At 63.5% G+C, this 20107-nt stretch carries 19 protein-coding genes and 1 pseudogene; 15 read left to right on the top strand and 5 right to left on the bottom strand.

Features of this window, described 5'->3' with window-relative positions; all coding sequences use genetic code 11:
- Positions 1-3 precede the first annotated feature (3 nt).
- The 3 genes from FJ943_RS24410 to FJ943_RS24400 are packed head-to-tail and all read left to right on the top strand — an operon-like array spanning position 4 to position 3174.
- Positions 4-678, top strand: coding sequence for a DUF1028 domain-containing protein (locus FJ943_RS24410; RefSeq protein WP_140725680.1), 675 nt, complete (start codon positions 4-6; stop codon positions 676-678).
- Positions 679-698: 20 nt separating this feature from the next.
- The gene (locus tag FJ943_RS24405; protein ID WP_140725677.1) at positions 699-2189 is read left to right on the top strand and encodes an aldehyde dehydrogenase; all 1491 of its coding nucleotides are present in this window, start codon (positions 699-701) and stop codon (positions 2187-2189) included.
- 49 nt (positions 2190-2238) lie between these two features.
- On the top strand, positions 2239-3174 hold the full coding sequence (locus tag FJ943_RS24400) for a LysR family transcriptional regulator (protein WP_015316459.1): 936 nt from the start codon (positions 2239-2241) through the stop codon (positions 3172-3174).
- Positions 3175-3189: 15 nt separating this feature from the next.
- On the opposite strand, the gene argE is transcribed toward FJ943_RS24400, so the two are convergent.
- Positions 3190-4347 (bottom strand): acetylornithine deacetylase, encoded by a 1158-nt coding sequence (gene argE, locus FJ943_RS24395; protein WP_140725912.1) that lies wholly within the window; start codon positions 4345-4347, stop codon positions 3190-3192.
- A 224-nt stretch (positions 4348-4571) separates the two neighbouring features.
- Here argE and FJ943_RS24390 point away from each other — a divergent pair, with 224 nt between their 5' ends.
- Together FJ943_RS24390 and FJ943_RS30275 are read left to right on the top strand one after the other, a co-directional pair.
- Entirely contained in the window at positions 4572-6641 is a 2070-nt protein-coding gene (locus tag FJ943_RS24390; RefSeq protein ID WP_140725674.1) for an FAD-dependent oxidoreductase, read from the top strand.
- 179 nt (positions 6642-6820) lie between these two features.
- Positions 6821-6907 (top strand): annotated as a pseudogene (locus tag FJ943_RS30275) (SDR family NAD(P)-dependent oxidoreductase); the annotation flags it as partial.
- A gap of 56 nt (positions 6908-6963) precedes the next feature.
- On the opposite strand, the gene FJ943_RS24380 reads toward FJ943_RS30275, so the two are convergent.
- Positions 6964-8286, bottom strand: coding sequence for an MFS transporter (locus FJ943_RS24380; RefSeq protein WP_140725672.1), 1323 nt, complete (start codon positions 8284-8286; stop codon positions 6964-6966).
- Between the two features lie 206 nt (positions 8287-8492).
- Between FJ943_RS24380 and cyoA the strand changes: the two genes are divergently transcribed.
- The 9 genes from cyoA (at position 8493) to FJ943_RS24335 (ending at position 17542) form a co-directional block, all read left to right on the top strand.
- Positions 8493-9674: a ubiquinol oxidase subunit II gene (gene cyoA, locus FJ943_RS24375; protein ID WP_140715587.1), complete on the top strand. Its 1182-nt coding sequence runs from the start codon at positions 8493-8495 to the stop codon at positions 9672-9674.
- Positions 9675-9684: 10 nt separating this feature from the next.
- Positions 9685-11682 carry a cytochrome o ubiquinol oxidase subunit I gene (gene cyoB, locus FJ943_RS24370; protein ID WP_140725670.1) on the top strand — a complete coding sequence of 666 codons (1998 nt, stop codon included), beginning with the start codon at positions 9685-9687 and terminating at the stop codon, positions 11680-11682.
- A complete protein-coding gene (gene cyoC / locus FJ943_RS24365; protein ID WP_041163352.1) occupies positions 11679-12311 on the top strand; it encodes a cytochrome o ubiquinol oxidase subunit III in 633 nt (210 codons plus the stop codon). Before cyoB ends, cyoC begins: the two co-directional genes overlap by 4 nt.
- The gene (cyoD, locus tag FJ943_RS24360) at positions 12308-12685 is read left to right on the top strand and encodes a cytochrome o ubiquinol oxidase subunit IV (RefSeq protein WP_140614600.1); all 378 of its coding nucleotides are present in this window, start codon (positions 12308-12310) and stop codon (positions 12683-12685) included. Before cyoC ends, cyoD begins: the two co-directional genes overlap by 4 nt.
- Positions 12682-13488 carry an SURF1 family protein gene (locus FJ943_RS24355; RefSeq protein WP_140725668.1) on the top strand — a complete coding sequence of 269 codons (807 nt, stop codon included), beginning with the start codon at positions 12682-12684 and terminating at the stop codon, positions 13486-13488. Before cyoD ends, FJ943_RS24355 begins: the two co-directional genes overlap by 4 nt.
- Positions 13485-14837 (top strand): ATP-binding protein, encoded by a 1353-nt coding sequence (locus tag FJ943_RS24350; RefSeq protein WP_140725665.1) that lies wholly within the window; start codon positions 13485-13487, stop codon positions 14835-14837. Before FJ943_RS24355 ends, FJ943_RS24350 begins: the two co-directional genes overlap by 4 nt.
- Positions 14827-15363 (top strand): response regulator transcription factor, encoded by a 537-nt coding sequence (locus FJ943_RS24345; protein ID WP_140725662.1) that lies wholly within the window; start codon positions 14827-14829, stop codon positions 15361-15363. Before FJ943_RS24350 ends, FJ943_RS24345 begins: the two co-directional genes overlap by 11 nt.
- 229 nt (positions 15364-15592) lie before the next feature.
- Complete coding sequence (locus FJ943_RS24340; RefSeq protein ID WP_015316470.1) at positions 15593-16201, top strand: isochorismatase family cysteine hydrolase; 609 nt, start codon at positions 15593-15595, stop codon at positions 16199-16201.
- A gap of 78 nt (positions 16202-16279) precedes the next feature.
- Positions 16280-17542, top strand: coding sequence for a DUF763 domain-containing protein (locus tag FJ943_RS24335; RefSeq protein ID WP_015316471.1), 1263 nt, complete (start codon positions 16280-16282; stop codon positions 17540-17542).
- Between the two features lie 11 nt (positions 17543-17553).
- On the opposite strand, the gene FJ943_RS24330 is transcribed toward FJ943_RS24335, so the two are convergent.
- Complete coding sequence (locus tag FJ943_RS24330) at positions 17554-17754, bottom strand: KTSC domain-containing protein (RefSeq protein WP_140725660.1); 201 nt, start codon at positions 17752-17754, stop codon at positions 17554-17556.
- Between the two features lie 70 nt (positions 17755-17824).
- The gene (locus tag FJ943_RS24325) at positions 17825-18262 is read right to left on the bottom strand and encodes a GFA family protein (protein WP_140725657.1); all 438 of its coding nucleotides are present in this window, start codon (positions 18260-18262) and stop codon (positions 17825-17827) included.
- A gap of 167 nt (positions 18263-18429) precedes the next feature.
- On the opposite strand from FJ943_RS24325, the gene FJ943_RS24320 reads away from it, so the two are divergent.
- Positions 18430-19041 (top strand): alpha-ketoglutarate-dependent dioxygenase AlkB, encoded by a 612-nt coding sequence (locus tag FJ943_RS24320; RefSeq protein WP_015316474.1) that lies wholly within the window; start codon positions 18430-18432, stop codon positions 19039-19041.
- Positions 19042-19201: 160 nt separating this feature from the next.
- Here FJ943_RS24320 and FJ943_RS24315 read toward each other — a convergent pair whose 3' ends face one another.
- Complete coding sequence (locus FJ943_RS24315) at positions 19202-20023, bottom strand: DUF1236 domain-containing protein (protein WP_140725654.1); 822 nt, start codon at positions 20021-20023, stop codon at positions 19202-19204.
- Positions 20024-20107 lie beyond the last annotated feature (84 nt).

Here is a 20107-nt window from a genome sequence, read left to right as displayed (position 1 = left end):
GCCATGACCTTCTCCATCGTCGCACGGTGCCGGCGCACCGGCATGTTCGGAGTGGCGGTATCCTCGTCATCCCCCGCAGTCGCGGCTCGCTGCGCCTATGCACAGGCCGGCGTCGGCGCCGTTGCCAGCCAGAATGTCACGGACCCGACGCTCGGGCCACGGGCGCTGGAGCTGATGGCGCGAGGCGCCTCCGCCGCCGAAGCCGTCGTGATCCTGAAGCGCACGGCTGCTTTCAGCGAATACCGGCAGGTCCTGGCGGTCGACAAGGCCGGCGGCAGCGCGATCCATTCGGGACCGAAAGCGCTTGGCATCTGGAGCGAGGCACGCGGCGAGGACGTCGCCTGCGGCGGCAACCTGCTTGCCAGCGATAGGGTTCCGCAAGCCATGGTGGACGCCTTTCTCGCCTCCGAGGGCGATCTCGGGGACCGGCTGATTGCCACCATGCGAGCCGCGCTCGAGGCCGGCGGCGAGGCGGGGCCTGTCCGTTCCGCCGGCATGAAACTGGTACGCGATGTGTCATGGCCGGTCGCCGACCTGCGTTGCGACTGGACCGAAGGGTGTCCGGTCGAGCAGCTGGCAACGCTGTGGGACATCTATAAGCCCCAGCTCGATGCTTATGTCACGCGCGCCCTCAACCCGTCCGGTGCGCCAAGCTACGGCGTTCCCGGTGATGAGTAGTTCGACAATCTGGAGCCAGCATGAGCGAACTCAGTCATAAGGATTGGATCAGCAAAGCCTCGGCTATCCGTTTTCGCGACAGGGCGTTCATCGACGGCAAGGCAATGCCCGCGCGTTCCGGCAGAACATTTACCAGCATCAATCCGGCCACCGGAGCAACGCTCGCTGAGGTGGCTTCCTGCGGCGAAGAGGACATCGACCTTGCCGTCGCCGCGGCACGTCGCAGTTTTGAGGCCGGCGTCTGGTCGAGAGCGACCCCTCAGCATCGCAAACGGGTGCTGCTGCGGTTGGCGGAATTGCTGCGCGAGAACCTGCAGGAGCTCGCGCTGCTGGAATCTCTTGATATGGGCAAGCTGGTCAAGGACGCAGCGACCGTCGACGTGCCGGGGTCGGCGGCGATCTTCCAGTGGTATGGCGAAGCGATAGACAAGGTCTATGACGAGGTGGCGCCGACGGCCCGAGGCGACCTTGCTTTGGTACGGCGCGAGCCGCTCGGGGTCGTGGGCGCCGTCGTGCCGTGGAACTTTCCGCTCGACATGGCGACCTGGAAATGCGCGCCCGCGCTGGCTGCGGGCAATTCGGTGGTGCTCAAACCCGCCGAGCAGTCGCCTTTCTCGGCGCTCAGGCTGGCCGAGCTTGCCATGGAGGCAGGGCTGCCCGCCGGCGTGCTCAATGTGGTGCCCGGCCTCGGCGAGACGGCCGGCCAGGCGCTTGGCCGTCATATGGACGTGGATTGCCTTGCCTTCACTGGATCGACCGCTGTCGGCAAGATGTTCCTGCAATATTCCGGCCAGTCGAACATGAAGCAGGTCTGGCTGGAGACCGGTGGCAAGAGCCCCAATCTGGTGTTCGCCGATTGCGGTGATCTGGACGCGGCAGCCGACATGGCCGCCTTCAGCATCTTCTTCAACCAGGGACAGGTATGCTCGGCCAACTCCCGGCTTCTGGTGGAGCGCGGCATCAAGGATACGCTCGTCGAGAAACTGGCGCAGCGCGCGACGGCGACCCAGCCCGGCGATCCGCTCGACCCTGCATCCAGGATGGGTGCGATGGTGGACGCGCGCCACGCCGCGACCGTCATGCGTTTCGTCGATGGCGGCAAGAAGTCGGCACGGCTAGTGACCGGCGGCGACCGGGTTACCGTCGACGGGCGCGGCAGTTTCGTGCAGCCCACGATCTTCGACGACGTCTCGCCCGACGACCCGCTTGCGCGCGACGAGATATTCGGTCCGGTCCTGTCGGTGATCGCCTTCGACACCGAAGACGAGGCGCTTCGCATCGCCAACGACAGCGTCTACGGCCTGGCCGCGTCGCTGTGGACCGACAGCCTGTCGCGGGCGCATCGTCTCGCGGAAAGGCTGCGCGTCGGCACGGTTTCCGTGAACACCGTCGATGCGCTGAGCCCGGTGACTCCCTTCGGCGGTTTCAAGCAGTCCGGCTTCGGGCGCGACCTGTCGCTGCACGCGCTCGACAAGTACACCGCGCTGAAGACTACCTGGATAAAATATTGAGAAGCGGCCGTGACTTGATCGCCGGCTGCAAACCGGCAACATAGTCACCATGCCGCTTCGCTTCACGCTGAGACAACTCGAATATTTCGTCGCCGTTGGCGAAGCGGGTTCGATCGCCAAGGCGGCCGAGCAGGTGAATGTCTCGCCGCCATCGATCTCGGCGTCGATCGCTCAGCTCGAAGCCGAGTTCGGCGTGCAGCTTTTCGTGCGCAAGCATTCGCACGCGCTGGCGCTGACGGCGGGCGGGCGCCTGTTCCTCAAGGAAGCAGCGCGTCTGCTTAACGACGCGGATGCGCTGCACGACATTGCCGGGGATATCGCCGAAAAGGTGCGCGGACCGCTGGCGATCGGCTGCCTGCTCACTTTCGCCCAGATCGTGCTGCCGGCACTGCGCAAGAAATTCGAGGACGCCTATCCCGATGTGCGGGTCAGGCAATTCGAGCGCAACCAGGGGCAATTGTTCGAGATGCTCCAACGTGGCGAAATAGACGCCGCGCTGACCTACGATCTGGAGCTGTCGCAAGACATGACTTTCGAGCCGCTGATGCAGTTGCCGGCCTATGTCATGCTGCCGGCCGCGCATCGCCTGGCGGCGAAGGCAGGTATCACGCCCGAGGAGCTGGTCGATGAGCCGATGGTGCTGCTTGACCTGCCCTACAGCAGGGAATATTTCCTGTCGGCTTTCCAGCCCAGGGGCCTGCGGCCCAAGATCGTCGAGCGCACCGGCGACATCGCCGTGATGCGCTCGATGGTCGCCAACGGCTTCGGCTACGGCATCGCCAATATGCGGCCGCTCAACACCATGTCGCCGGACGGCAAATTGCTGGTCTTTGTGCCTTTGTTGGGCGACCTCCGGCCGCTGACCATAGGAATTGCCCTGCCGAACGCCGAGCATCGCACGCTGACGGTGCAGGCCTTCATCGACCACTGTCGCCGCTTCGTCGTCGAGCAGGGCGTCTTCGGTACCGAGCGCATCGTGAAGTGAGGCCTGCCATGCGGCTCACGGCCAGCCGTCCGTGAGCCGTTCCAGCAATCTGTCCAGCATCGCGTCGCAACGACGCAGCTGTTCGACGCTGACAAATTCGTCGGGCTTGTGGCCCTGCGCCATGGAGCCCGGCCCGCAGACGACGGCAGGCGTGCCAAGATCGCGGCTGAACAATCCGCCCTCCGTGCCGAAGGCGACTTTCATCGTGTCGTTGGCACCGGTCAGCGACTTGACGAAGGCCACCGCCTCCGATGCGGCCGGCGTGTCGAGGCCCGGATAGGTGTTGGTGATCTCGATGTCGATCGCTGCCTCTGCCGCGATCGAAGCGGCGTCCCCGGCAATGCGCACCGCGGCGGCGCGCAGCCTGTCGAGAATGCTGGCGGCATCGTCGGCGGCAATGTTGCGGATCTCGAAATCGACGTGGCAGAGGTTGGGCACGATGTTGAGCGCGACGCCGGCATTGATCTTGCCGACATGAACCGTCGTGTAGGGAATGTCGTAGTCGCCGTCGCGGGCGCCGTCGCGGGCCAGCCGTTCTTGTTCGTCACGCAAGGCGCGCACGAAATCGCACCCGAGGTGGATCGCGTTGAGCGCCAGCGGGGCGAGCGCCGAATGGCCTTCGCGTCCCCTGCAGACGGCGCGAGCGGCAAGCTTGCCCTTGTGCCCGGTCGCCACCTGCATGTTGGTCGGCTCCCCGACGATGCACAGCAGCGGGCGTTGCGGCGCCGCACGCAGCATTTCGATCAGGTCGCGCACGCCCAGGCAGCCGACTTCCTCGTCACAGGAGAGCGCCAGATGCAACGGCGTCCGAAGCGCGATCCTGGAGGCCTTGATGCAGATCGCGAGCGCAGAGGCCACAAAACCCTTCATATCCGCCGCGCCGCGCCCATAGAGCTTGCCGTCGCGCTCGGTCATTTCGAATGGGGGCAGCGTCCAGTTCTGGCCGTCCACGGGAACGACGTCGGTGTGGCCGGACAGCATGACACCGGGTCTGCCTGCCGGGCCAATGGTGGCAAAGAGGTTGGCCTTGTGCCTGTCCGCGCCGTGGACGATCTGGCAGGCAACGCCGCTTGCTTCGAGCAAGTCGGCCGCATAGCCGATCAGGTCGAGGTTCGAGTCGCGGCTCACCGTGGGGAATGCGATCAGCCGTTCGAGAATCCTGATGCTGTCCATTTTCTGTCTCTCGGTCGGGTTCTGGCTGTCTAGCATCATGCCGCCGATGCTCTGAAGTCGCATTTCGCTCAGCCCCGGTTCAACGCAGACTAATTCGCGCCGGCGCGCGCGATTAGGCGCGTCCTAATCGGCACAGAAGAAATCCGTAGTTTTCCCGCGCCGGCTCGAACTTATGAGTAGTCTCGGTAGCACCGGCGGTGCCGAGCCGGCAGGGAGGAAGCTACATGCGCGACCCACGCTACGACATCCTGTTCGAGCCGATGAAGATAGGTCCGGTGACGGCCAAGAACCGCTTCTATCAGGTTCCGCACTGCAATGGCGGTGGCTATCGCGATCCATCGGCGGCGGCAGAGATGCGCCGCATCAAGTCGGAAGGCGGCTGGGGCGTGATCTTCACCGAGCAGACGGAGATGCACCATACCTCCGAGATCACGCCCTTCATCGAACTGCGGCTATGGGATGACGCCGACATTCCGGCTTTGGCCAAGATGGCCGAGGCCATGCACGAGCACGGGGCGCTGGCTGGCATCCAGCTCGCCTATTCCGGGATCAACGGTCCCAACCTCTACACCAAGGAGGTGCCGCGCGGGCCGTCGGCCTTGCCGATCCGCACCTTCACCAATGATCCGGTGCAGGCGCGCGCCATGGACAGAGAGGACATACGCGACCTGCGCCGCTGGCACCGCAATGCCTTCAAACGCGCCAAGCAGGCGGGTTTCGACCTTGTCTGCCTCTATGGCGCGCATGGCTTCGGCATCATCCAGCATTTCCTGTCGACGGCCACCAACCAGCGCGGCGACGAATATGGCGGCTCGCTGGAAAACCGTTCGCGGCTGATGCGCGAGCTGATCGGGGAAGGGCGCGACGCGATCGGCGACACGTGCGGCCTGACGCTCAGGCTGTCGCTGGACGAGATGATCGGTGAACACGGCTTCGCCAATTCGGAGGTCCGCGACATGATCGAGATGCATGCCGAACTGCCCGATCTTTGGGATCTCGCGCACGGCGCCTGGGAGGATTGCTCGGGTCCGTCACGCTTCAAGGACGAGGCGGCGCAGGAAAGCCTGGTATCGGGCATCAAGAAGCTGACCTCGAAGCCGGTCGTCGGCGTCGGCCGCTTCACTTCGCCCGACGTGATGGTCAGGATGATCAGGTCGGGCACGCTCGACTTCATCGGCTGCGCGCGCCCGTCGATTGCCGATCCTTTCCTGCCGAGGAAGGTCGAGGAGGGCCGCATCGAGGACATCCGCGAATGCATTGGCTGCAACATCTGCATCACCGGCGACATGACCATGTCGATCTCGCGCTGCACGCAGAACCCGACTTTCATGGAGGAATGGCGCAAAGGCTGGCATCCGGAGCGCATGCAGGCCAAGGGCGGCAGCGACAGCGTGCTGATCGTCGGCGCCGGGCCCGCCGGACTGGAGGCCGCGCGTGCGCTCGGCCTGCGCGGCTATAAAGTGGCCATCGCGGAAGCGGGCACTGAGCTTGGCGGACGCGTGGCGCGCGAAAGCAAACTTCCAGGCCTGTCGGCCTGGGGCAGGGTGCGCGACTATCGGCAGTATCAGCTCAGCCAGATGCCCAATGTCGACATCTATTTCGAAAGCCGGCTGTCGGCCGGTGACATCCTCTCGTTCGGCTTCCAGAACGTCGCCATTGCCACCGGATCGACCTGGCGCCGCGACGGCGTCGCGCGTGCCCATGTCGTGCCGATGCCGATCGACGCCGCGATGCCGGTCTACTCGCCCGACGATCTGATGGCCGGCAAGGTTCCGGCCGGCAAGGTCGTGCTGTTCGACGACGACCACTATTACATGGGCGGCGTTCTCGCCGAGCTGATGGCGCTTCGGGGAACGAAGGTGACCCTGGTGACGCCATCGGCCTATGTCTCGGACTGGACCCGCAACACGCTGGAGCAAGGGGCCATTCACCGCCGCCTGGCTGAACTCGGCGTCGATATCGTCCTCAACAGGACCGTCACGAGTGTCGCTTCAGGTGGCGTCGTGACGGCCTGTGTCTACACCGGCGCGAAACAGGATCTGGCGGCCGATGCCGTCGTCCTGGTCACGTCACGCAATCAGGACGACGCCGTTTGGCGCGAGCTCAAGGCGCGGGAAAACGAGTGGGCCGACAACGGCATCCGTTCGGTCAAGGTCATTGGCGACGCCGAAGCACCGGGACCGATCGCCTGGGCAACCTATGCCGGCCACCGCTTCGCCCGGGAGCTGGACGAACCTGACATCGGCGACGCATTGCCGTTTCGGCGGGAAGTCGCCGCACTGGCTGCGGAATAGAACGCCGGAGCGCGGCAGACCAGATCGCTCGCCCTTCCTGGTCGAAGAAGTGCAGATGCCCGGGTTCGGCCCGCAGGCCGACCTCGGCGCCGGTTTCGGGCGGTAGGTCTGGCCACTGTCCAGCTCGACATGGAGGAGCGTGACGGCGCCGGTGTACTCGGCGAGCCTTACCTTGCCGCGCAGCGATCCTGTTCCTCTGCTCCGACGCCGCGAGCTTCGTCTACGGCGCGGCGCTCGACGGGGATCGCGGCTCGATGTTCCGCTGACCGGGAGGGCAGCGGCTCCGGCGACGCTCGCTGACCCTTCCCGCCATTTATAGAGTTCAGTCGGTCGGACGATCCGCGACCGAACGCCGCCCGTCGATCCACAAGGCAAGCAAGGTGCAGGCCGCGCCCGAGAGCAGGTAGGCGCCCGCCGCGATGAGGCCGAAATTGCCGGCCAAAAGCAGGGCTGCGAGCGGCGCGAAGCCGGCGCCGAACATCCATGCGAGATCCGAGGTTATCGCCGAGCCGGTATAGCGATAGTGTCGCGAAAAGCTCGATGCTACGACGCCCGACGATTGCCCGAAACTCAGCCCCAGCAGGATGAAGCCCAACACCATGAACAGGGCCTCCCCGACGGTGCCGCCATCCAGGAGCTGCGGGGCAAAGCCGCTGAACGTCGCGATGGCGATCGCCGAACCGCCGAGCAGCGCACGGCGTCCGACACGATCGGCCAGTGGCCCCGACGCGACGATGGCCGCGATGCCGAACAGAGCGCTCACCGCCTCGATCGTCAGGAAGCGCGCCGGCCCCTCATTGGTGAACAGGAACACCCAGGAGAGCGGAAACACCGTCACCATGTGGAACAGGGCGAAACTCGCCAGCGGCGCGAAGGCGCCGATGACGACGTTGCGGCCTTCGGCCCTGATCGTATCCCTGATGCGCGTCGGCTGCAGGTCGCCGCTCTCGTACAATCTTGAAAATTCGGGCGTCACCACAATGCGCAGCCTGGCAAACAGGGCCACGACATTGATGGCGAAGGCGACGAAGAAAGGATAGCGCCAGCCCCAGGCAAGGAAGTCGTCGGCCGACAGGTTGGCGACGAAGAAAGCGAAGAGGGAACTCGCCACGATGAGGCCGATCGGCGCGCCGAGTTGCGGGATCATGGCGTAGAAGCCACGCCGGTTCCGAGGCGCGTTCAGCGCCAGCAGCGAGGGAAGTCCGTCCCAGGTTCCGCCGAGCGCCACGCCTTGCCCGATGCGGGCCAGCGCCAGAAGCCAGATCGCAAGCGCACCGATATCGCCATAGGCCGGAAGGAACGCGATGGCGACGGTCGAGGTGCCGAGCAGGAACAGCGCGATCGTCAATTTCGCCCCCCGGCCATAGGCGCGATCGACGGCCATGAACAGAACGGAGCCGAACGGACGGGCGATGAAGGCCAGTGCGAAGATGGCGAAGGAGTAGAGCGTTCCGACGAGCGGATCGTGCGTCGGAAACACCAGCTTTGGGAACACGATGACGGACGCGATCGCATAGACGAAGAAGTCGAAGAATTCCGACGTCCTGCCCACGATCACGCCGACCGCGATATCGCCCGCGCTGACCTGGCCGTGGTCCGAGCCGATCAGCCCGCTGTTTGTTTCGGCAGTCGAAGTCTGAGCCATCTTGTCCGTCGCCACCGCGTGGAATGAAATATCTGGGACCCAATCACAGGGATTCCATTGTGCGCGGCACACTGTGCCACACCCACCCTGGCTGGGCATTGGACAAATTGTCCAATGTCAGCGCGCCGCCGCCGGCAGTAGCCCTTTGTTGATACCGCACCGCAACATCCCTCCACGTTGCGGCGGTCCATCGAGGGCAGCATCTGATGAAACGATTTGGGGCCTTGCTTCTGTTTCCCCTGACCGGGCTGTTGAGCGGCTGCGATATGGTCGTGCTCGCGCCGGCAGGCGATGTCGCGGCCCAGCAGCGCGACCTGCTGGTGGTCTCGACCTTGCTGATGCTGATCATCATCGTGCCGGTCATGGCGCTGACTGTCTTTTTCGCCTGGCGCTACCGGCACTCCAATGCCTCGGCGACCTATGCGCCGGATTGGGATCATTCGACGAAACTGGAACTGGTGATCTGGGCAGCACCGCTTCTCATCATCATATGCCTTGGCGCGCTGACCTGGCTCGGCACGCATTTGCTCGACCCGTACCGCCGGATCGACAGGATCGAACCCGGCCAGCCCGTCACCCAGTTGCACAAGCCGCTCAGGGTCGAGGTCGTGGCGCTCGACTGGAAATGGCTGTTCATCTATCCCGATTACGGCATCGCCGCCGTCAACGAGCTGGCGGCGCCGGTCAACCAGCCGATCGACTTCCGCATCACCTCCTCGGCGGTGATGAATTCCTTCTACATTCCAGCCCTCGCCGGGCAGATCTATGCCATGCCGGGCATGGAGACGAAGCTGCACGCCGTCATCAACCGGCCGGGCACCTATAGCGGTTTCTCCGCCAATTATAGCGGCGCCGGCTTTTCGGGCATGCGCTTTGCCTTCCACGGCCTATCCGATGATGCCTTCAGCCAGTGGGTGGCACAGGCCAGGACCGCATCCGCGGCTCTCAACCGCGACAGTTATCTCGAACTCGAAAAGCCGAGCGAGAACGAACCCGTCCGCCACTACGCCTCCGTCGATCCCGATCTCTATGGCGCCATCCTCAATCTGTGCGTCGAGCGCGGCAAGATGTGCATGAACGAGATGATGTCGATCGACGCCAAGGGCGGTCTCGGCCTTGCGGGTGTGCGCAACACCTTGCCGCTGCAATATGACAAGCTCGCGCGGCGCGGCGCGGTGTTCGGAAACGATCCCTCCTATGTCGCCAGCATCTGCACGGCGGAGGAGGCCGCTGCCGTCTCGCGCGCCTCCCGCGATGCCCGGCCGACCTATTGGCCGGCGAAGAACCTGTCCCCGCTGCGCGGGGCGGGACTGCTCCGGCCAGGGACAGACAGCCGCAGCGCGGAGGCCGATACCCCGGCCCTCGGCCTGCTGCGGCGCGAACTGTGAGAGACTTGCGATGCCCGATACGCTGACCAAATTCATTTTCGGCCGCCTCAACTGGGACTCGCTGCCGCTGCATGAGCCGATCGTTGTCGCCACCTTCGCCGCGGTGGCGCTCGGCGGCATCGCGCTTCTCGGCGTCATCACCTATTTCAAGCTGTGGGGCTACCTGTGGCGTGAATGGTTCACCAGCGTCGACCACAAGAAGATCGGCATCATGTACATGGTGCTGGGGCTGGTCATGCTGCTGCGCGGCTTCTCGGACGCCATCATGATGCGCCTCCAGCAGGCCATCGCCTTCAATGGCTCCGAGGGCTACCTGAACTCACATCACTACGACCAGATCTTCACCGCCCATGGCGTCATCATGATCTTCTTCGTGGCGATGCCCTTCGTCACCGGGTTGATGAATTTCGTCGTGCCGCTGCAGATCGGCGCCCGCGACGTCTCCTTTCCGTTCCTCAACAATTTCTCCTTCTGGATGACGGTCGGCGGCGCCATCCTCGTCATGGCCTCGCTGTTCGTCGGCGAATTCGCCCGCACCGGCTGGCTCGCCTATCCGCCGCTTTCCGGCATAGGCTACAGTCCCGACGTCGGCGTCGACTATTATATCTGGGCGCTGCAGGTGGCGGGTGTCGGCACGACGCTGTCGGGCATCAACCTGATCTGCACCATCATCAAGATGCGGGCGCCCGGCATGACGATGATGCGCATGCCCGTCTTCACCTGGACGTCGCTCTGCACCAACGTGCTGATCGTCGCCTCCTTCCCGGTGCTGACGGCGGTGCTCTCGCTGCTGGCGCTCGACCGCTATGTCGGCACCAACTTCTTCACCAATGACTTTGGCGGCAATCCGATGATGTATGTGAACCTCATCTGGATATGGGGTCACCCGGAAGTCTACATCCTCATCCTGCCGCTGTTCGGCGTCTTCTCCGAAGTCACCTCGACCTTCTCCGGCAAGCGCCTGTTCGGCTACACCTCGATGGTCTACGCCACGGTGGTCATCACCATCCTGTCCTATCTCGTCTGGTTGCACCACTTCTTCACCATGGGCTCCGGCGCCAGCGTCAATTCCTTCTTCGGCATTACGACGATGATCATCTCGATCCCGACGGGAGCGAAGATCTTCAACTGGCTGTTCACAATGTACCGGGGCCGCATCCGCTTCGAACTGCCGATGATGTGGACGGTGGCCTTCATGCTCACCTTCACCGTCGGCGGCATGACCGGCGTGCTGCTTGCCGTGCCGCCGGCGGATTTCGTGCTGCACAACAGCCTGTTCCTGATCGCGCACTTCCATAACGTCATCATCGGCGGCGTGCTGTTCGGGCTGTTCGCCGGCATTGCCTACTGGTGGCCCAAGGCCTTCGGGTTCAAGCTCGACCCGTTCTGGGGCAAGGTCTCGTTCTGGTGCTGGGTGGTCGGCTTCTGGTTCGCCTTCATGCCGCTCTACGTGCTCGGGCTGATGGGCGTGACACGCCGCATGCGGGTATTCGATGATCCCTCGCTGCAGACATGGTTCGTCATCGCCGCCTTCGGCGCGGTGCTGATCGCCTGCGGCATCGCCGCCTTCCTGATCCAGATCTTCGTCTCCATCCGCAGGCGCGAGGCGCTTGCCGATCCGACCGGCGATCCATGGGACGGCCGCACGCTCGAATGGTCGACCTCCTCGCCGCCACCTGCCTACAATTTCGCCTTCACACCTGTCATTCGCGACAACGATGCCTGGTTTGACATGAAGCAGGCCGGCTACACCAGGCCGCTCGCCGGCTTCAGGCCGATCCATATGCCCAGCAATACCGGCACCGGTGTCATCCTGGCCGCCTTCAGCGTCGCGCTCGGCTTCGCCCTGATCTGGTACATCTGGTGGCTGGCGGCGCTGAGCTTCGTTTGCCTCATCGCCACCGCGATCGGCCACACCTTCAACTATCACCGCGACTTCCACATTCCGGCAGCCGAAGTCACTCGGACGGAAGAGGCGAGGACGACGCTCCTCGGGGCTGGGGTTTGAGCATGGCATCGACAGCAATCACAGCCGGCACCGAACCGGTGTTTCACCTGGAAGAGGAGCATGCGCACGCCGAAGGCGGCTCCACCATGCTCGGCTTCTGGCTCTATCTCATGAGCGACTGCCTGATCTTCGCGATGCTGTTCGCCGCCTATGGCGTGCTTGGCGGCAACTACGCGGCCGGGCCGGCACCCAAGGACCTGTTCGACCTCGATCTGGTGGCGGTCAACACCGCCATGCTGCTCTTCTCGTCGATCACCTATGGCTTCGCCATGCTGACCATGGACAAGGGTCGCGTGGGGGCGACGCAAGCCTGGCTCGCCGTCACCGGCCTGTTCGGCCTGGCGTTCCTGTCGATCGAGCTCTATGAATTCTCGCACATGATCCATGAAGGCGCGACACCGCAGCGCAGCGCCTTCCTGTCGTCTTTCTTCACCCTGGTCGGTACGCACGGCCTGCATGTCACCTTCGGCATCGTCTGGCTGGTGACGCTGATGACCCAGGTCGCACGATTTGGCCTCGTCGAGGCGAACCGCCGCCGGCTGATGTGCCTCTCGATGTTCTGGCATTTCCTTGACGTCGTCTGGATCGGCGTCTTCACCTTCGTCTATCTGATGGGAATGTTGCGATGAGCGCTCATGATCATGCCGAGGGTCACGGCCATGCCCATGGAGGAGCAGCACACGGATCGTTCCGGAGCTATCTGACCGGCTTCATCCTGTCGGTGATCCTGACCGCCATCCCGTTCTGGCTGGTCATGAGCGGCGCCATCGACGACAAGCAGGCGATGGCCATCGTCATCATGGCCTTCGCGGTCGCGCAGATCGTCGTCCACATGGTCTTCTTCCTGCATATGAACACCACCTCGGAAGGCGGATGGTCGATGCTGGCGCTGATCTTCACGCTGATCCTGGTCGTGATCGTACTGACCGGCTCGCTCTGGGTGATGTATCATCTCAACGCCAACATGATGCCGGGGCTGCACGACATGCGCGAGATGCCATGAGCCCGGTTGCGGGGTCTGGGAGAACCAACACCGAGGCGACGGGCATCGGTCCGCGGCCCGCGTCGCAAGAGGGCGCCGGCCGGTCGTCCGCATCGCGCCTTGTCCTTGTGCTGCTCGGGCTCCTCGGCGTGCTGGTGTTTGTCGGGCTCGGCATATGGCAGTTGGAGAGGCGGGCCTGGAAGCTCGACCTGATCGCCCGTGTCGACCAACGCATTCATGCCCCGGTTTTCGAAGCGCCTGGCCCGGAGAGCTGGAACGGCATCACCGCGGCCCGCTACGAATACAGCCATGTGCGATTGGCCGGACGCTTCCTGGGCGGCGCCAACACGCTGGTCCAGGCGGTGACGGAGCTTGGCGGCGGCTATTGGGTGCTGACGCCGATGCGGACCGACAGTGGTTTCGTCGTGCTGGTCAATCGCGGCTTCATTCCCCCGGAGCGCAAGGCCGAGTTCGGACAAGAGAGCGGCGGCTCAACCGCGCCGGTCATCATCGATGGACTGTTGCGCATGAGCGAGCCAGGCGGTGGCTTCCTGCGCAAGAATGACACCACGGGCAATCGCTGGTATTCGCGGGATGTCGCTGCCATCGCAACCGCGCGCGGCCTGACGGATGTCGCACCCTATTTTGTCGATGCTGAGGCATCCGGCATCGACGGCTGGCCACGCGGCGGGCTGACCGTCGTGACTTTCCGCAACAGCCACCTCATCTATGCTTTGACCTGGTTCACGCTCGCTGCGATGCTTGCCCTCGCCTTGGCCAGGCCGATGACCGGCCGCCCCCAGCGGCAAGGACCAGCAGGATGAGCGTTCCCACGCAAGCGCTCCGCCGCGACAAATCGCTGGTGACGGCGTCCCTTGCCGCCAACAATGGCGCGGTACCAAATCCCGAAGCAACGAACAGGAAGAACTTGTTCCTGCTCATCCAACTGCGTTGGCTGGCGGTGGCGGGTCAGGTGCTCACCATTCTGGCGACGCAATACTGGTTCGAGATCCCGCTGCCGCTGGCGAAGATGGCCGGCGTGGTGCTTTTCCTGGTTGGCCTCAACATCTTCAGCCTGCTGGTCCTGCGCGGTATCAGGCCGATCACCAACACCCAGCTCTTCGTCGCGCTCATCTTCGACATGGCGGCACTGACGACGCAGCTTTACCTGAGCGGCGGCGCGTCCAATCCGTTCGTATCGCTCTACCTTCTGCAGATCACGCTCGGCGCGGCACTGCTGACCCCAAGGTTTACCTGGATCCTGGTTGCGGCCGCGTCGGCCTGCTTCGTCTTCCTCATCTTCCTTTTCCAGCCGATCGCCATCCCGCATCATGGCGGCAGCGATCTCCTGTCCCTGCATATCAGGGGCATGTTCATCTGCTTCGTGCTGGCCGCCGGCCTGATCGTGATCTTCATGACGCGCATCGACCGCAACCTGCGCGAACGTGATGCATATCTCGCCGACCTGCGCCAACGCTCGGCCGAGGAGGACCACATCGTGCGCATGGGCCTGCTGGCCTCCGGCGCCGCGCACGAATTGGGTACGCCGCTTGCCACGATATCCGTCATCCTGTCCGACTGGCGCCAGATGCGCACCCTTGCACGCAACCGCGAACTGGCGGCCGACATGGCCGAAATGCGGGCGCAGATCGAGCGCTGCAAGCGCATCGTGTCCGGCATTCTGATGTCTTCCGGCCAGGCCAGGGGCGAGGGAACGATACGCACCACCATTCGCGGTTTCCTCGACGATCTGGTCGAGGAATGGCGCATCAGTCGCCAGCCATTCAAGCTGGAATACACGAACAACTTCGACCCGGACGAGCAGATCGTGTCCGACACGGCGTTGAAGCAGGTCATCTTCAACGTGTTCGACAACGCCCAGGAAGCGTCGCAGGCTTGGGTCGGCGTCACTGCCGAGCGGCAGGGCGACAAGCTGGTGATCGCCGTGCGCGATCGCGGGCCGGGTTTCGACGAGACTATTCTGGCGGCGCTTGGCCAGCCCTATATGTCGAGCAAGGGACGGCCAGGGGGCGGTCTTGGTCTTTTCCTTGTCATGAATGTGGTCCGGAAACTGGGAGGCGATTTTTCCGCGCGCAACATGGAGCAGGGCGCCTGTGTTACGCTTTCGCTGCCGCTCGCGGCGTTGACCGACGGAGATGATCATGAGGCCTGATAGATCCCTCTTTATCGTCGAGGACGACACGACCTTCGCCAAGACGCTGAAGCGCTCCTTAGAAAAGCGCGACTACGACGTCATGGTCTGCCACGACAGGGAAGCCTTGCTCGACGCCCTCGAAAAATCCGTTCCGGCTTATGCCGTGGTCGATCTCAAGCTTGGGGCCGGCGGTTCCGGGCTGGAGTGCGTCAAGCTGCTCAGCGCCCGCGATGCGTCGATCAGGATCGTCGTGCTGACAGGGTTTGCCAGCATCGCCACGGCGGTCGAGGCGATCAAGCTCGGCGCCAGCCATTACCTGGCCAAACCCGCCAATACCGATGACATCGAAGCCGCCTTCGGCCGTGCCGAGGGCGACGTTTCCGTACCGCTTTCCAGCCGGCCCACCTCGATCAAGAACCTGGAGTGGGAGCGCATCCACGAAACGCTGGTCGAAACCGGCTTCAACATCTCCGAAACGGCGCGCCGGCTTGGCCTGCATCGGCGCACCCTGGCCCGCAAGCTCGAGAAGCGTGTGGTGAGATAGCGGGAAGGTCCGGTGAGCCGCGGTGCCGCTCTCGGCACAGCCTTGGAAAAGGACCGCCCCATAGCTCCGACAGTCTCATGCGAGCGCCTCCGTTCACCGCGGCGGAGACGCTGGCCACCCGCGTCGGTTCCTGCCGGCGGCTCAGGAACGAGTTCCCGCATGCGGCGTTGCGTATCCGGATGGCAGTGCCGGAAATCATGAGAACGCACCGCCGATCGGAGATGCGTTGATGTCGATGCCAGGCTTGGCTTATGGCCCATTGGGCGACCGGTGCATGCATGTCTGTGTGGATATGCAGAAGCTGTTTGCCGAACCGTCGCCTTGGGCGACACCCTGGATAACCCGTGTCTTGCCTCAAATTGAGAGGTTGGTCGAAAGGCGTGCGGAACAGACGGTTTTCACGCGCTTCCTGCCTGCGCAAAGGCCGGGACAAGGCGCTGGTACATGGAAGCGCTATTATGAGCGCTGGGCCTCGATGGCGATCGACAATATCGGGCCGGAGATGATCGAACTGTTGCCGGCGCTCGCCGCTTACTGTCCGCCGGCGGCAGTCATCGACAAGCACATCTATTCCCCCTGGTTCGAAGGGCGCCTCAGGGCCTTTCTGATGGAACGCGAGATCGACACGCTGGTCGTCACGGGAGGCGAAACCGATGTATGCGTCCTAGCCACCGTGCTCGGCGCCATCGATTTCGGCTATCGCGTGGTGCTCGTCACCGACGCATTGTGCAGCTCTTCCGACGCAACGCATGACGCGCTGCTTACCGTCTATCACCAGCGCTTCGCGCAGCAGGTCGAGACAGTCGAGATGGAAACGGTTCTCTCGAACTGGACTTGACGCCAGTGTAGCGTCAGCCTTCCCTGCGGGGTCTGTAGTGCTTATCTGTCCCAATCGCGGACATTGGAGCAGGCAAACGTGGCGCAACGATCGGGCAGTGCTGATCTTCCCCTTCACGGTGGACGCGTGCCGAAATGGCTGGGCGACCGCATGACGCGTCTCGGTGCCGTCATGTGCGAGGCGATCATCCATCACTATGGCCGCAACGAATTGCTGCGGCGTCTGGCGCATCCGTTCTGGTTCCAGTCCTTCGGCGCGGTCATGGGCATGGATTGGCATTCGTCCGGCATCACCACCAGCGTCGTCGGCGCCTTGAAACGCGGCCTCACGCCGCTGTCGGGCGAACTCGGTATCCACGTCTGCGGCGGCCGTGGAGCGCATTCGCGCAAAACCCCCCACGAGCTTGCCGCCATTGGCGAGCGCATCGGCTTCGACGGAGCCCGCCTTGCAACCGCAAGCCGGCTTGTCGCCAAGGTGGACAGCGCCGCCGTTCAGGACGGGTTCGATCTCTATCTGCATGGCTTCATCGTCACCGACGACGGCGACTGGGTGGTGGTGCAGCAAGGCATGAACGGCGACAGCAAGGTGGCGCGCCGCTACCATTGGCTGTCCGAAGGTTTGAAGAGCTTTGTCGACCAGCCGCATGCTGCCATCGAAGGCGCCAACCAGGGCGAGATCGTCAACCTGACTGACCGCCGCGCCGAAGCCTCGCGCCAGGGACAGCTTGATCTCCTCCAGGATCTTGGGCCGGACCGCATCCTTCGGGAGTTCGCCGCGCTGGAGCCTGGTACGGCACCGGCTCCGGTGCAGCCCCTGCTGCCGCATTTGATCATGCCGGCTCATCACGACGTCCGCGAAAGCGACGTCGTGATGCATCGCCTTCATGGCAACATGGCCGCCGCCGCCGAGCGAGGTCCAGCCGATTTTGCCGAGCTTCTCCTGGTTCCGGGCGTAGGCGCCCGCACGGTGAGGGCACTCGCTCTCGTTGCCGAAGTGGTGCATGGCGCGCCTTGCCGATTTTCGGACCCGGGTCGTTTTTCGCTGGCGCATGGCGGCAAGGACAGGCATCCGTTCCCTGTACCGCTCAAGGTCTATGACGAGACGATCGGCGTGCTGAAGTCCGCCGTGCAAAAGGCCAGGCTCGGTCGCGAAGAGGAAATCGGCGCCCTGAGGCGGCTCGACCATCAGTCGCGGCAGGTCGAGCGATACGTCACGGGTCCCAGCCTCAAGGAAATTGTCGCCGGCGAATTCGACCAGTCGCATCTGCTTGGCGGCCGCAGTGTCTTTGGTTGGGAACCGGCGCCGGATGAGTTGAGCGCCGACGAGAACAGGAAGGCGTGACGGGCCGGGCATCACGCCACGCGACGGTACCTGTGGTGGTCCTTGATGAATTTATTGAAGAAGCGGCCTTTCGAAGGAGCGCGCATGAACGCCGCATAGGTAGCCGGAGCGACGTTCTCATAGTCATAGCGGTTGCCGTGCGGCACGAACCAGACCGAGAGGATCCTGGTCGCGGGATCGTATTGCGTGTTTCGAATGACGGTCGACGGCATGCTGGCACCTGACGGCTCAGCAAAATAACCCGCCAGGCGTGGTGCGGTTCCGTGCCGCAACCCGACATTGCTACCTGTCGCTTGGGTTGCCGAACTTCGCATCGCGTTTCCTCGAATATCGATCGATGCGCGGCAGCTTGTCGGCAAAGTCGACCCAAGGCAGCCTGAGATCCCAATAGGCATGGGCCTGTGGCCGCAGCCCTTCGGGTTTGTCGAAGAATCCGATCGTCAGATAAAGCTCGTCCGGCAGCCCTTCGTCGCTATAGCCTATCGCACTCCCGCAGTCGGGACAGAAAGTGCGGATAACACCCGGCGTCTTGGAAAAGGCCTTTGGCGCCCCCCTCAAAAGATTGAATTGGCGCGGCCGATACCCGACCCAGACGGTGAGTGGACTGCCGATGGCCCGTCGGCAATCGTCATCGTGATCGTAGCATATCCAGAAAGGCTCACCGTCCATGGTGGCGGCGATCGCCCCGCAAAAGCAGGCCCCGGTTTCAACGCGCGGCATCCGGCACTCCAAGACTAGAACGTGTCCGGCGGCCCCCGACGGAACCGCCGTTGCTAAACTTTCACGCTCCTCTCGCGGTTCCGTTGCGCCGGTTTTGGACGTATCCAGCGGCAGGCAAGCGCGGTTCCCATATTGCCTTGTGGTCCGGCCTTCACCATCTAGGCAAAATGTCGCCGCTCAAACCGAAAACAGCCGGCCGTGTGGCCCAGCACGATCTCTTCGGTGCCGCTCAGGATGATCTGCCGGAGGGTTTCGCCTACCAGACCGGACTGATCACTCCACAGGACGAAATCGAACTCGTCCATCATCTAGAGGCACTGCCCTTCAAGGCCTTCGACTTCCATGGCCATCTGGCAAACCGGCGTGTCGTCGGTTTTGGCCTTCGCTACGATTATGACCGGCGCGAGGTGGTCGAGGCACCGCCGATACCTGATTTTCTGCTGCCCTTGCGCGAAAAGGTCGCGGCTTTTGCGCGCCGGCCGGCCGAAACCTTCGCGCAGGTCTTGATCAACGAGTACCGGCCCGGCGCCGGTATCGGCTGGCACCGCGACAAGCCGCATTTCGAGGATGTCGCGGGCGTTTCGCTGCTGGCGCCCTGCGATTTTCGCCTTCGGCGCAAGAATGGGTCTAAATGGGAGCGTCGGACCATCACTGTCGAGCCGAGATCGGCCTATCTCATGACGGGGCCGTCGCGGTCGCAATGGGAGCACAGCATCCCGCCGCTTGCCGAGCACCGCTACTCGATTACCTTGAGGACATTGCGGCCTCGCAATCCCTGAGCATGCGCAGAGGTTTGCACGGGAAGTTCCGCATCATCTCGCCATAATGCTCAACCCGACCCGCGTGCAGCGGGGCGGGTTGAACGATCCTGTGCTCTGACTCTTTGTTTTTACGCAATTCCGAACGGAAAAACGCTACGCACTTTTCCCTGGAATTGCCCTAGGTCAGCACCAGCACGATTTTGTATGTATCCGGATCGACGATGACGATCCGGCCGTCGGCGAGAACGAAATACTCGTACGCCTCGTAGGCCGGAACGATCTTGACGATGCGAGCCGGCAAGCGATGCAGCCTGACCTTGTGCCGCGGAACTTCGATGCCGACGGAGACGTCGAAGTCGACGTTCGTGACCGGCTCGACCTTGGTTTCCCTGATCACATGAGTGATCTGGGTCTTCTGTTCAACCGTCACATTGTTGATGGAAGCGGTCGAGGTCTTGTCCTGCGTGGAGGCCTTGCCTTGGGCCTGCTGATCGGTCTGGACCTTTGTCTTGTCCTGAGCCTGCTGATCCGTGGTGGTGCCGGCCTTGCCCTGTGCCTGCTGGTCGGTCTGGACCTTGGTTTTGTCCTGGGCCTGCTGGTCGGTCTTGGTGCCAGCCTTGCCCTGCGCCTGCTGGTCCGTCTGGATCTTCGTCTTGCCCTGGGCCTGCTGGTCCGTGGTGGTGCCGGCCTTGCCCTGGGCCTGCTGGTCCGTGGTGGTGCCGGCCTTGCCCTGGGCCTGCTCGTCCGTCTTGGCCTTGGCCTTGCCCTGTGCCTGCTCCTCTGTCTTGGCCTTGGTCTTGTCCTGAACCTGCTGATCAGTCTGGGACTTGGTGCCCTGTGCCTGCTCCTTCATCTTCGAGCCCTTCTGGCAGTTGGTCGTGCCGGAAGCGCAATTTGTGTCCGCTCCTGATTGGCTATCGGCGGGCTGCTGCGTCTGAGCCATCGCCGTCCCGCAGCCTAGCCCGATCGCCAGCATGCTGGTAATGAGAACATGTTTCATAGGAAATCTCCTTCGGAGAGTTCGTCCCTTCAAGGGGTAAAACTTCGGCCAAAAAAGATTGTTCCGAACTGGCTGCGTTAATGC

This window comes from Mesorhizobium sp. B2-3-10 (assembly GCF_006442275.1).
Taxonomy (GTDB): domain Bacteria; phylum Pseudomonadota; class Alphaproteobacteria; order Rhizobiales; family Rhizobiaceae; genus Mesorhizobium; species Mesorhizobium australicum.
The sequence above is the reverse complement of the archived record's forward strand: the minus strand, read 5'-3'. Positions and strand labels throughout refer to the sequence as shown.